Origin of the sequence: Microcoleus sp. FACHB-68 (assembly GCF_014695715.1) — a bacterium.
In the GTDB taxonomy this organism is placed as follows: domain Bacteria; phylum Cyanobacteriota; class Cyanobacteriia; order Cyanobacteriales; family Oscillatoriaceae; genus FACHB-68.
The window spans coordinates 133,652-146,386 of the sequence record NZ_JACJOT010000001.1; the positions used below are offsets into that span (position 1 = coordinate 133,652).

The 12,735-nt window shown below is 46.7% G+C and carries 9 protein-coding genes; 3 read left to right on the forward strand and 6 right to left on the reverse strand.

The window, feature by feature from the left end:
* Positions 1-76: 76 nt before the first annotated feature.
* From H6F73_RS00560 to H6F73_RS00570, 3 genes are all read right to left on the reverse strand, one after another.
* Positions 77-1,447 (reverse strand): SLBB domain-containing protein, encoded by a 1,371-nt coding sequence (locus H6F73_RS00560; RefSeq protein WP_242072289.1) that lies wholly within the window; start codon positions 1,445-1,447, stop codon positions 77-79.
* 324 nt (positions 1,448-1,771) lie between these two features.
* Positions 1,772-3,703, reverse strand: coding sequence for a nucleoside-diphosphate sugar epimerase/dehydratase (locus H6F73_RS00565; protein WP_190756885.1), 1,932 nt, complete (start codon positions 3,701-3,703; stop codon positions 1,772-1,774).
* Positions 3,704-4,221: 518 nt separating this feature from the next.
* On the reverse strand, positions 4,222-5,292 hold the full coding sequence (locus tag H6F73_RS00570; RefSeq protein WP_190756886.1) for a tetratricopeptide repeat protein: 1,071 nt from the start codon (positions 5,290-5,292) through the stop codon (positions 4,222-4,224).
* A gap of 142 nt (positions 5,293-5,434) precedes the next feature.
* On the opposite strand from H6F73_RS00570, the gene H6F73_RS00575 reads away from it, so the two are divergent.
* From H6F73_RS00575 to H6F73_RS00585, 3 genes are all read left to right on the forward strand, one after another.
* Complete coding sequence (locus tag H6F73_RS00575) at positions 5,435-6,853, forward strand: aspartate ammonia-lyase (protein WP_190756887.1); 1,419 nt, start codon at positions 5,435-5,437, stop codon at positions 6,851-6,853.
* 101 nt (positions 6,854-6,954) lie between these two features.
* Entirely contained in the window at positions 6,955-7,236 is a 282-nt protein-coding gene (locus tag H6F73_RS00580) for a hypothetical protein (protein WP_190756888.1), read from the forward strand.
* Between the two features lie 220 nt (positions 7,237-7,456).
* Positions 7,457-8,416 (forward strand): DUF362 domain-containing protein, encoded by a 960-nt coding sequence (locus H6F73_RS00585; protein WP_190756889.1) that lies wholly within the window; start codon positions 7,457-7,459, stop codon positions 8,414-8,416.
* Between the two features lie 91 nt (positions 8,417-8,507).
* Here the strand turns inward: H6F73_RS00585 and H6F73_RS00590 are convergent, their stop codons facing one another.
* From H6F73_RS00590 to H6F73_RS00600, 3 genes are read right to left on the reverse strand one after another with little or no spacing between them, the layout of a single operon-like run.
* A complete protein-coding gene (locus H6F73_RS00590) occupies positions 8,508-10,982 on the reverse strand; it encodes an ABC transporter substrate-binding protein (RefSeq protein ID WP_190756890.1) in 2,475 nt (824 codons plus the stop codon).
* Positions 10,983-11,001: 19 nt separating this feature from the next.
* A complete protein-coding gene (locus tag H6F73_RS00595; RefSeq protein ID WP_190756891.1) occupies positions 11,002-12,108 on the reverse strand; it encodes a DUF1822 family protein in 1,107 nt (368 codons plus the stop codon).
* A 14-nt stretch (positions 12,109-12,122) separates the two neighbouring features.
* Positions 12,123-12,728, reverse strand: coding sequence for a sigma-70 family RNA polymerase sigma factor (locus H6F73_RS00600; protein WP_190756892.1), 606 nt, complete (start codon positions 12,726-12,728; stop codon positions 12,123-12,125).
* Positions 12,729-12,735 lie beyond the last annotated feature (7 nt).

The window sequence follows — 12,735 nt, forward strand, 5'->3', positions numbered from 1 at the left end:
GTCTGCATTTATGTTTTTAGAACTCAACCGAGTCCGGCTGTTTCTAAAGCAAAGATGCTGGTTGATCTCGCCCAAACTAGAACAAGACGTCGAAAATTCTGAACGCCCCGAATAGGTTAACAAACGGGCTGAGAATTGTGGTGATTGTATCTGCGGTTTTAGTAATGCTAGACCGGCCTACAACGATCACATCATTGGGGCGTAGAGCGGGATTAGTTTCCTCATTCAGCTCTTGAGAAAAGTCCACTGGCACAGTCCGGCGAGAAACAGTACCATTCGGGTTCAGGCGAACCAGTTCTACTTCTTGTCTGCGGGCTCGTATGTTATTAAAACCTCCTGCTGCCAGTAATGCTTGGTTTAAGGAAGTGTTGGGAGGCAGTGCTACCGCACCCGACTTCACTACTTCCCCTACAACATTGACTGTAATTGTTGCCGGAGAAAAACTGGCCGAGGCGACTTGGGGAGCTTCCGTTAGGTCTATATTTTCTGCGGTGGGCACAACAATGGTGTCTCCCTGATCGAGGATTACATCTTGGGTCAGATCGCCCGCTTGCAAAAGTTGCCAAAGATCTACATCAATCACTTGTTCGGTGCCGATTTTAGTATTTCGGCGCACTTCGACCCGCCGAATATCCGCTAATTGCGTAATCCCCCCTGCTGTTTGAAGCGCTCTGGTAACAGTTACCAACCCAAGTTGTCCGCCTTGATCATCAACTCTTTGCATTGTGTAGGAACCGGGACGATTGACTTCTCCGACAACAGCTATATTAAGTGGTCGAGTCGAATCTCCAGAAAGTGTAGTTGTTGATAATTGAGAGGCTTCTGCCAGATTTACATTTGTTTGAGTCGGGATAAAAATTGTGTCTCCATCCCGTAGACTTAAATCTTGACGCAAGTCACCTGTCTGCAATAATTCTTTAAGATCGAGATTGATAATTTGCTCCCCACCAGAGGGTTGAGGGCGACGTAACTGAACTCGCCGCAGATCAGCAGATTGCGTAATCCCACCGGCACTTTGAATAGCCCGTGTCACTGTTGGAACTTGAGCGCCAGCCTCGGTGTTACCGGCTCCCAGAGCATTAAGGACGTAGGAGCCTGGACGGTTCACTTCTCCTGCCAACCCAATGCTCAGGGGACGCGCTTGCAGCAAACTTACCGTAACGATAGGACGTGTGAGGTATTCAGCATATAGCTGAGAAAATTTTTGAGCCGCCACTTGCAAGGTCAGACCTTGGACATCTACACGGCCAATCAGGGGCAAGTTGAGTGAGCCATCCACCAAAACTTGGTATCGACCATTGGGTCCGCTATATTCTGGCACATTAAAGATATCGATCTGAATGATATCAGCCGGCCCTAAAATGTAAGCCTCTTGCAGTTGACTTGGAGCAACGAGTTGACTGGGTGTGGTATCGCCGAAAACTCGCCCCTGAGCCAAGCTGGGCAAGGAGTGGGTCAGTATTATCAGAGCCGAAACTGTTAAACCAATGAAAGGTTTGCTCGGCCAGTGACGAGTTGCGAGCGGAGAATGTAGTGATGTCGGATACCTAAAATCTGCACGAACCATAGGGCTTCTAAAATTTTTACAATACCTTAGCAGGGACAAGACCTAAACGGTCAAAGTGAAGTCGTTTTCTAACGTTCAAAGGTTTGATCCGGTTCATCAATGGTTACTGAGCCTTTGGGGAGATTCTACAGCTTTAGTGTTCATCTCTTGGAGACAGCCTAGCATTCTCTATCAGATTGGCTTTCCGCTATCTGTACTTATAGCCTAGTCTACAGAAACTGGGACTTTGACAGACCGCGCTAGCTGGTATGCTGTCAGCTTATATTCTGGTACGAGACTCTGCAATTGGGCAATGACACCCGTATGGTCATCTCTTCGCGCTTTTGCAAGCAGCGCCTCTATGCGTGGGTGCAAAAATTCCCAAAGCATTTTAGCTTCATTCGCACAGAAAATTTTCGGATGTCTGGTCTGACTGACATTTGCACAATCAATGAGTAATTCCTCATGCAGCTTTTCTCCGGGTCTCAATCCGGTAATTTTGATATCTATATCTTGGCCCGGTACTAAGCCGCTGAGTTGAATCATCTGTAACGCCAGATCGTAAATCCGCACAGGTTGACCCATATCCAATAGAAAAATTTCACCTCCCTTTCCTAAAGCTCCCGCTTGGATAACTAAACGAGCGGCTTCGGGAATAGACATGAAATAACGAGTGATATCCGGATGGGTTAGTGTAATGGGCTGGCCCTCGGCAATTTGTTTGCGGAAACGCGGCACAACTGAACCGCTGCTATCTAACACATTGCCAAATCGCACGATGGTGAAACAGGTTGTCATTTCTGGTTGAGCTGCCAGTGCTTGTAAAATCAGCTCCGCCACCCGTTTTGTTGCTCCCATAACATTCGTAGGGCGCACCGCTTTATCGGTGGAAATTAAAACAAAGTTACTGATCCCACACTCAATGGCACAACGAGCGACTGTCAGTGTTCCTAAAACATTATTAATGACTCCCTGAGCAGGATTGGCTTCTACCAGCGGAACGTGTTTGTACGCAGCAGCATGATAAATAGTCTCTATTTTATATTTATACAAAATAGCACTTAGCTGCATTTGCTCGGTTACACTGCCCAAGCAGGCGACCTTATGAAGCTTGGGATAAGCTTCAGTTAATTCCATGTCAATGCTGTAGAGGGCAAACTCACTCTGCTCATACAAGATCAGGCATTTAGGTGCTTGCTGTGCGATCTGCCGGCATAACTCAGAGCCAATTGAACCACCGGCACCCGTCACCAGAACCGCTTTTCCTGTGATATTCATCCGCAGCAACTCTGGATCTGGCACTACTTCTTCTCGTCCTAGAAGATCAGCAATATCTATATCTCTGATTTCACTGAGAGAAACTTTGCCGCATAATATCTCCCCAATACCGGGTACAGTCTTCACCGGCACTGACAAACACTGCAACCTTTCTATGATTTGACGTTTGGCCGCCCGATCCACAGAGGGCATGGCTAGTAAGATAGTGTCAAAGCTTTTTTGGGCTAAAAGTTTGGCAAGGTCTTTTGGGGAGTAAACGGTAAGTCCCTGAATAATCTGCTTGTGAAGAGATACATCATCATCCACGAAGGCTACGAGGTGGTAGCCATTATGGTAAGTTAAGGCTTGGGCGAGTTGAGAACCGGCTTCACCGGCACCGTAAATCACTACCCGTTCTGGCGGGTTGCTGTAATTGGGCTGGTAGGTTAGATGGTAAACAATCCAGCGCATAGACACCCGTACCCCAACAACCAAAAGCAAAGTCAGCAAAGCATCGTTGAGCAGAACCGAACGCGGCAGTTGTAAAAATTCTAGTAAATAGGCAAGAACAACAAATGCACCAGAGCTGAACAAAACTGCTCTAGCAGCGCTAAATAAAAATTCTAAGCCGGTGTAGCGCAGAACTGGGCGGTAAATGCCCAGTGCTAAAAACACGAAAAGTTTAATGAAAATCAGTAAGAAGATTAACCAAGTGTAGGGCAGAATTTCTGCAACGGGATCTAGAGTGTTGAAGCGCAAGCCAAACGCGCCGTAAATGGCTGCCAAAAATAGTACGATATCAATGGCGATGAGCAGCCCGTGCTTTTGTGGCCTAGAGAGTGAGGCGGCAGCCTTCTGAATTGCATCTGCTAGGTGTTTGAGCAGTAATTGCTGGAGCATGAGAACACTATAAACTCTACGAGGCAGGAAATGCTTGAACTGTGGTTCCCCGGATTTTGCGGAAACACGTTACAACCATCAAGAGTCTCATAAAAGGGTTAGAGTTCCCCAATTCTCCCGGAAACAAGCGACAGGACTAAGAATGCAGGTAGTTTTGACATAAAAGTTCACAAGCCCTGCTGTCCGATCTTTCTACTGTCCTAGGGCCGGCTTTGAGAAAGTCGAGATGTCTGGACACTAAAGTTTTAACCGGATAGCGTCATCTCACTGAGCAAGCACTGCGGCAAAGTCTAGTAACTTTAGATAGCGTACTCATCTTTTCTGTATAAATTTTCCCACAACTCAAAAGTGTTGCGATAACGGCAAGAGGTGGCGCAAAGCAGTTGTTTTTGCTTTAGCGTCACCTCTTTTACTGCAAATCCCGCACAATTTCTGCTAAATCTTGCCCTAAATCGGAAAGATTTGCTGAGTGATTGGATGCCGGCGGGACGGAGGCTGCCTCACTATCGCGCCCATCCTTAATTCCACAGCACTCCTGTTGTAGAAGCGGTGGACAAGGACTTTTGTTGAATTAACGCCTGAAATCGTCCATCTTCCCGAATTTCGTCAAAATCCGAGTCAGTTTTTGCCATTTCCACGTATTCGTCGGGATTGAGATTAATCGCTTGCTGTAAGTGTTCAATTGCTAAATCAATATGACCAGAACCGGCATAACAGCAGGCTTTGTTGTACCAGGCTTTGTGTTTATCGGGTTGCAACTCTATCGCTTTATCGTAGCTGGCGATTGCCCCATAATGGCACTCTAGGTTATCCAACGCCTGACCCCGAAAGTACCAAGTATCGGCGTTATCAGGTTGAAGCACTAAGGCACGATCTAAGCTGACAACCGCTTTTGCATAGTAACCCAAATTCAGCAGCGCCATCCCACGGTTATACCAAGCCCAGTGATAGTCAGGTTTTTCCTCTAAAGCTTTGTCATAGTTAATAATTGCCGCTTCGTAGCGTTGTAAGTCATATAGGGCATTTCCCCGATTGTGCCAAGCTTCGTGGAAGTCCGGTTTGATCTCAATGGCTTTGTCGTAGGAAGCAATCACTTTTTCTAACCGGCCTAAGTGTCTGAGGGCAATTCCCCGGTGATACCAAGCCCAGTAGTAATTCGGTTGAAATTCAATGGCTTTATCATAGCTCGTGAGTGCTTCTTCGTAGCGGCCCAGATTTTTGAGGGCAATCCCGCGATTGTTCCAAGCCCAGTAATAGTCAGTTTTAAATTTAATCGCTTTATCATAGCTGGCAATTGCTTCTTCATACTGGCCCATGTCATCTAGGGCATTGCCGCGATTGTTCCACGCTTCATGAAAGGCCGGTTTAAACTCAATCGCTTTATCATAGCTGGCAATTGCTTCTTCAAACTGGCGCAGGTGATACAGCGCATTGCCCCGGCTGTACCAGACATCGTGGTAGTCCGGTTGCAGTTCTAAGGCTTTATCGTAGCTGGCAATTGCGTGGGCATATTGCTCAGATCGGTTGAGGTGTAAACCCTTCTGGAAAAAAAACTCGACTTCCAGTTCTACCGTGACTGCATTACTCATAAGGTTTGACATCTAACTTTAGGATGATTTTATCTAAAATACCCAAAATCAGCCATGAACTCAACAACTTGACTGCCATTAGCACCAATAATCTGGCATCTTACTTTAGGATGATTTTATTTAAAGTACCCAGACCGACACCATGAATCTACAATCAGGCGCAAATTACCGGACAGAGCGAGATTCTATGGGGGAACGGCAAATCCCTGCCGGTGCCTACTACGGCATCCAAACCCTACGGGCCATTGAAAATTTCCCGATTAGTGGGATAAAACCGTTGCCCACGTATATCGATGCCTGTGTGCTGATTAAAAAAGCTACGGCGCTGGTTAATGGCGAACTTGGATGCATACCAAAAGAGATTAGTCAAGTGCTTGTAGAGGTAACTGACGAAGTTCTCGCCGGCCAGTTCCGCGATCAGTTTGTGGTGGATATCTATCAAGCCGGTGCCGGCACCTCCCACCACATGAATATTAATGAAGTGCTGGCAAATCGGGCGCTAGAAATTTTGGGTGATGAAAAAGGCAATTACAAGCGCGTTAGCCCCAATGATCACGTTAATTACGGTCAGTCTACAAACGACGTAATCCCCACAGCCATTCGGATCGGGGGGCTGTTGGCGTTGGAGAGAACCTTTTACCCCGCGCTGTCAGGGGCGATCGCCGCTTTAGATAACAAAGCTGAAGAATTCAAAGATATTGTTAAATCTGGCAGAACTCACTTGCAGGATGCGGTGCCGGTGCGCTTAGGGGAAAGCTTTCGTGCTTGGGCGCAAATTCTCACCGAACACCTGATTCGAGTTGAGAAAGCATCAGAGGATTTGATGACACTGGGGTTGGGCGGGAGTGCTGCCGGCACCGGCTTGAATACGCACCCGCAATATCGCCATCGTGTTGCCCAAATTTTATCAGAACTGATCGATCAGCCATTGCGACCGGCCCCTCACTTGATGGCAGCAATGCAGAGTATGGCACCGTTTGTCAGCGTGTCCGGTGCATTACGGAACCTTGCCCAGGATTGCGTTAAAATTTCCCATGACTTGCGGCTGATGGATTCTGGGCCAAAAACAGGTTTCAAAGAAATTCAATTGCCGCCGGTGCAGCCTGGATCGTCAATTATGCCCGGAAAATATAACCCCGTCATGGCAGAAATGACCTCAATGGTTTGCTTTCAAGTCATGGGTTATGACAGTGCCATCGCCCTCGCCGCCCAAGCCGGCCAACTAGAATTAAACGTGATGATGCCGCTGATTGCCTATAACCTGATTCACAGTATTGAAATTTTGGGCAACACTTTGGCAGCATTGACTAACCAATGCTTAGAAAACATTAGCGCCAACCGTGATCGCTGCCTCGCTTATGCTGAAGGAAGCTTAGCCCTCGTTACCGCCCTTAACCCTCACATCGGCTATCTCAACGCCGCTGCCGTTGCCAAAGAATCCCTAGAAACCGGCAAATCTCTGCGGCAGATCGTTTTGGAACGGGGGCTAATGAGTGCTGAAGAACTGGCAAACGTTATAGACTTGGAAACAATGAGCGCACTGCCACGTGAAGAGGGCTAGGGGCTAGGGGCTTGTAGGGGCGTACCGGCGTGTGCGCCCGCAAAAGTGTGTGCGCCCTCCTAATTTCAAAGGCCGAATTTTAAATCAGGAGATGATTGTCAATGCCAAGTCAAGATAGCACAACCCAAGTGACCTTTCATTACGTGCACGGTCAGAGCGAATCATTTAGTATCACGAAAACGCCCCAAGAATTTTATCAGCAATTGCAAATCGCATCCGAGCAAAATTGGATAACGTTGCATCTGTCTGATCAAAGCGTTGTTATCAGACTTGATAAGGTGGCAAAAGTGGAAGTGAAACCTCCCTTCCCTGAGATGGCAGGAGATGGCATTTTCCCAGATGCTAAGCGGGTAACTGCTCTGGCTCGTGGTGCGGCCCGGTAACAATTTTAAAAGGTTCTTTGTCTTTGTCATTTGTTGGAGTGCCGGCGGCAAATGACAAAGCACAATTTAAACCAAAAACTGATTTATTTTAACAAAAATCATCCATTAATGGCAAAACTTAGATATTTTTGTTATTTTCAAATAAAATTTACTAAAACCATCCGCACAGTTAGGGATAGTTCCAAATAAGATCAGCTAAATTAGGATAAAAATCACCATCATGTCTACCGTTAGTTTAATTCGCGCCGGCTCCTATGAGCGCCAAATTTTGCGGGAATCTTTGGAAACGTTGCTAGAACCTTTGGGAGGAATGGCGGCGATTGTTAAACCCGGAGATCGGGTACTGCTCAAACCCAATTTGCTCACCGGATCACGTCCCACTAAAGAATGCGTAACGCGCCCAGAAATCGTTTATTGCGTCGCCAAAATGGTGCGGGAAGTTGGGGGTAAACCGTTTATGGGAGATGGCCCCGCATTTGGCAGCGCAAGAGGTGTGGCTGTGGCAAATGGATATCAGCCGATTCTAGAAGAATTAAATTTGCCGGTTGTGGAATTTCATGGCAAACGCTATGAAACCGTGAGCAAAGAATTTAACCATTTGCTGCTGAGTAAAGAAACAATGGAAGCGGATGTGGTGATTAATTTACCAAAGGTAAAATCCCACGTTCAGCTAACCATGACGATGGGCGTTAAAAACTTATTTGGCTGTGTGCCGGGAAAAATGAAAGCCTGGTGGCACATGGAAGCCGGCAAAGATGCGAGCCGGTTTGGTCAAATGTTAGTTGAAACCGCACGAGCAGTTAACCCAAATTTAACGATTTTAGATGGTATAATTGGCCATGAAGGTAACGGCCCTAGCGGTGGAGAACCCCGGAATCTGGGGATTTTAGGCGCTTCTCAAGATGTTTTTGCTCTGGATCGGGCGCTCTTAGAAATTCTGGATGTTGAGCCAAGCATTGTGCCGACAGTTGCCGCATCAATGAGATTGGGATTGTGTCCAGAACTCGCAGACATTCACTTTCCGCTGCAACAACCGGCAGATTTGCAAATTTCAGATTGGAAACTACCGGCTTCCCTCGTTCCTATCGATTTTGGAATGCCCCGCGTGATTAAATCGACCTTCAGGCATTTGTATATTCGGTTTATTAAGGAACCGATGAAAGCTTACGCCGGCAGATAATTTTTTGCTTTATTAATCGAGAACAGTGCTAGTAGGGTTCGTGAGTTACGCACCCTACAGTCCCACCGATAGCTAAGAAAACTTTTGCCTTCTAAGGAATTAACTTCGTTTTCTTTAAACTAACAGATTGTTCAACGCCTTCAATTAATTTGAATTCATAGTTGCCGGCAGAACCGCTGGGTTGAACTTGAACCAAGACGGGATTTCCACCAACGCGATCGCCCCACTGGTGAAACTGCACTTCATCGAAAGCACCCGGAACTGAAAACCCCGGACTTGATAATATTCGCTGTAACTGTTGTCGAGAACCATCGCTTTGTTTGACTGCCGCCACAACGGCTTGCGTGGCGTCGTAAGCGCTGGGAGTTCGCCAAGTGAGTGTTTCTAAACTGCCCCACAAGTTTTTAGCACCTGCGATAAATGGATGATTGGCAGACATCGCTGCTGGATGCGAGAAAACAGGAATCACCAAATTGTTAACATCGGCTTGTCCTTCAAGTGTTTTTGCCGTGTGCAATGTTGGGCTACTAAATAAAGCCAACTGTCCCCGATTCGCCTTAGCAATGTCCAACGCGTTGGAGAGGCGATCAACATGGGGAGACAACAGCATGGCATCAGCCCCATGATTTTTAGCGCGGGAGATCGCAACCTCAGCATTAAAGCCCGGTGCACCAAAATTGCAGCGAATATCGATCAGCGTTCCCCCATCTTCTCGGATAGCGCTATCCATTACCGCCGCAAATTCATAGCGGAAGGATTGATTATCGACAGAATCAATATCAAAACACATGGCAATACGGGTTTTGTTTGCCGTTTTGATAGCGTAGCGAGCCAGCTTATTGGCTGCTGAACTTAAGCTGGGAACTGTACGAAATAAAAAGTTATCGTTAGCCCGCCCTCCTAGCTCAACCAAGCCTTTAGAAAAACTGGTGGGTGTAATCATCACCAACTTGCCCTGATAAACGGCACCACCGGCAGCAGAAGCATCGCTGGCGTTATGTCCAATAACGGCTAGGATATTGCTGTCTTCTACAAACACTTCAGCAAGGCGTTTGGCAAGTCTGGGATTATTATCGTCATCGGCAATTTTGACTTTTAAAAACTTCCCGTTGATGCCGCCGGCACGATTCACCGCTTCCTGTACCTGTGCCATACCACGCAGAATTTCCTGGGCAACATTGGAATTTGTGCCGATGGGAACAGCCGCACCAATTGTTATGGCAGGATGCAAGCCGGCTTTGGCGTTATTCAGATAAATCCGCGTTTCCGGATCATTTTGATGGATTTGTAAGGAGGTTTGAAAGTGGGAAATTGCACTAGGGAAATCTTTAGCTGCAAAAGCTTTGACACCGGCTTCCTTCTCAGGTGTTTTGACGGATTCGATTAAAATTTCTTCGCCTAAACTGATGCGACGTTGCAAAGCGTTCCATTCATAAACTTTCCAACCGGCAAACAAGGCGAGGGGAATTGTTAAAATGCCGGCTAGCAAAGCGAGTTGACGATAGGGAGATCGCGGCTTACACCAAATGGGCAGCGGTTTCGTCGGATTTGGACATAACACCGGCAGCCAAGAAGCCCCCGGAAACTTATCTTCCATCCCCTGAAGTTTTGCCCGCGCTTGCCATACTGAACGATACAAAGATTGCCCTTGAGCAAATGCTTCAAAAAAGTAGCGCAAAAAGGCATGAGCCACCGGATCTGAAACAGGTTCCCGCATGACGATGACATGGGGAATTTGTAAATCTGAGGCACTTTGCGCGAGTCCTAAGCCATCGCAGGAATTAAAAATTGCCAGCGTTAAGCCTTTTTGAACGGCTGAGTGTAAGGCGAGTCGCAAGTCATTCAGGGACAAACATTCTGTTTCATTGAGATAAATCTGTCCCCCTTTCCCCTCACTATGGCTAAAACTATGGCCGGCAAAAAACAGGATATCCCAATGCTGTTTAAGCAGTGTCTCAATCAGTTGGCTACGGTGCGGCATTTGTAATTGCGTTACTTTGGCAGTCGGTAGTTGCTGCAAAACTTGCAAATCTGCTTGAGTATCAATGCCTTCATCACTGCCCAAAACTGCCAAAATTCGCACCGGGTTTGGTAGTCGCTTCCACGCCGGCTGAGTGCTAGGAAGATGCTGGAAATTAACGCATAGTTCGATATCAGGGCGATGCTCAACTAAATTCCACAAATGCCAGGGAAGCCGGCGCAATGCTGGATCTTGAGTTTGCAGAATAATCTGAGCCGGTTCGGAAAACTGTTGCAGAGGTAAGCAATCAAACCACTGCTTTAAACTGGTTTCAAGATCCTCTGCCAATTTACTACATTCCTTTGAATTGGAAACGTTTTTTGTTTGGTTAGAGGGAATCTTGATGCGCCGCAATTTATGCCGCACTTTGTCTAAAGAGCAATAAGCCTGTTGCCAATGGTTATAATATTGCAGAATTTCCACTGCGGGAGGTAGCTGTCCCGTAATCGTAAAAGCAGTTTGTCCAGCGTCTCGAATCTGAAACTCTACGGGAAATCCCTGCTCAAAGCTGCCATCACCAATTGTGAAGATAATCTGCTTTCCCATAACTCATTTGCGCTTGGCATTAGACCATAAAGTGTTCTTCAAAGCGGGCATTGTCCAACTTGAGGGCAACACTGAACCGATCTCCCGGTTCTGCAATTAACTTTAGCTGAATGTAGTCATCGCTTTCTCTGGCAATCACATTTTCTTTCACAAGATTACCCAATTCATCTTGTCCGCTCACTTCCAGTTGTAAACCGGCTGGCAAATAGGATTGATAGCGCAGCGGATAAACTCGCAATAATAGCGCGAAAGTTTGATCAGCCTTTGGCAAAATTGCCACCATTAAAGCGCCGGCATAACCGGCTAATTGGCTTCTCAAATCAGTGAGGCGTCGAATGCCGGCATGGGGGTTTTCCGGGGCGAGATCCCACAACAGTTCAGCCGCTTTCCAGCGCACTTCTTCGTCTTCAGTTATCTGAATTAAATAACTGAGGGCGTCGCTGGGGGAGAAATGTTCATCTTGCAGAATAGCGGTCTCTTGACTAGAATACAACTGTTCAATCGGTTGCCAAACACTCACAGACTCAGCCTGTCGCGTGCGGAATGCCCAGGATTGTTGCTGAGAAATTAATTCCTCAAAAGCCTGCCAACCTGGATCAAATACTTGATGTAACCATAGATTTAAACGGACAAATCCGACTGAAGGAACGAGTGCCGGTGTAGAGTGCAATATTTCTAGTAAGGCGTCAAGCGGTTGCAATTGTGAGCGGGAAATAGTGGGTGCGGCAATTTGAACAAATCCTAAGATCGTTCCGACTTCACAAGTTTTATCGATCTCGACAACGATGTAACCGAGTCGATCTGCCCAAACTTCTGGGGGAATGGCACAGGTTGCTTCTCCTAGAGGAATGGGGCGACATTCTAACCGCCCTTTTCCTGGTAAATATAAATCAGCAATATCTGCCCCAAGACGACAGCCGGCGTTCCAACTATAACCCGTTTTTAAATGCGTAGAAATCGCAAGCATTCGCAAGTAATAATGGACAACCAAAACGGCCAGGGTATTGCAATAAACTTGAGTTGCTTTTTCGGCAGTTGGTTGCTCCCGCGCAAATTGTTCGGCAGCGTAGCGATCTTTGGGAGCTAGGGGAATGCTAAAGGTACTAAAAGAAGTTAAGTCTTTCATGATTAATTGTTACGTCAGGAATGGTAGCCGCCTTCTCTGGCAAATCTTTGGAGCTGAGTAATACACTCGCGTTGATAGAAACCGCTCAATGTCGGAACAGCAGCCTTCAGTTCTTTAGAAAGCGTTTCCCAAGGAATAGGTTCTGGCGGCAACCGACAGCGGATTAAAATATAACAGTTCACATCTGGGCAGTTCCTTACATGAATTCGTTTGAGTTCTTTTTTGTTTTTCTCCAACCATTCTAGGAGGTCTTCCATAATCGTTGAAGGTTCAGGCCGGCTGTCTGGAATATTCCACATGGAGGGTGCTTCATCTTTATTCAAGGGGGTTTCCAAATCGATAAAGTTCGCTCTTTCTCTTTGGATTTCTTGCCAGCGATTAAGAATTTTAAATCTTAAATTATTATTGAACCAAGTCATGACCCCGGCTTTACTAGGATCGTAACGATCTAGATTTTCACAAAACCATAACCAAGTTTGCTGAAGTGCCTCCTGATAATCATCTCTTGGCACATTTGGCGCTTTCCAAATTTGGGTGGAGCGCTGCATTTTTGCAATAATTAAATTCAGCCTTTTTTGACGCTCAAAGCTGCCCTGCGGATAGCAACGGGTTTCTAACACGAGTTCA

What these genes read in the sequence shown, in the direction of transcription:
- H6F73_RS00565 (WP_190756885.1), bottom strand. Translation starts at nt 3,703, where the DNA reads ATGCTCCAGCAATTACTGCTCAAACACCTAGCAGATGCAATTCAGAAG.
- H6F73_RS00570 (WP_190756886.1), bottom strand. Translation starts at nt 5,292, where the DNA reads ATGAGTAATGCAGTCACGGTAGAACTGGAAGTCGAGTTTTTTTTCCAG.
- H6F73_RS00575 (WP_190756887.1), top strand. Translation starts at nt 5,435, where the DNA reads ATGAATCTACAATCAGGCGCAAATTACCGGACAGAGCGAGATTCTATG.
- H6F73_RS00580 (WP_190756888.1), top strand. Translation starts at nt 6,955, where the DNA reads ATGCCAAGTCAAGATAGCACAACCCAAGTGACCTTTCATTACGTGCAC.
- H6F73_RS00585 (WP_190756889.1), top strand. Translation starts at nt 7,457, where the DNA reads ATGTCTACCGTTAGTTTAATTCGCGCCGGCTCCTATGAGCGCCAAATT.
- H6F73_RS00590 (WP_190756890.1), bottom strand. Translation starts at nt 10,982, where the DNA reads ATGGGAAAGCAGATTATCTTCACAATTGGTGATGGCAGCTTTGAGCAG.
- H6F73_RS00595 (WP_190756891.1), bottom strand. Translation starts at nt 12,108, where the DNA reads ATGAAAGACTTAACTTCTTTTAGTACCTTTAGCATTCCCCTAGCTCCC.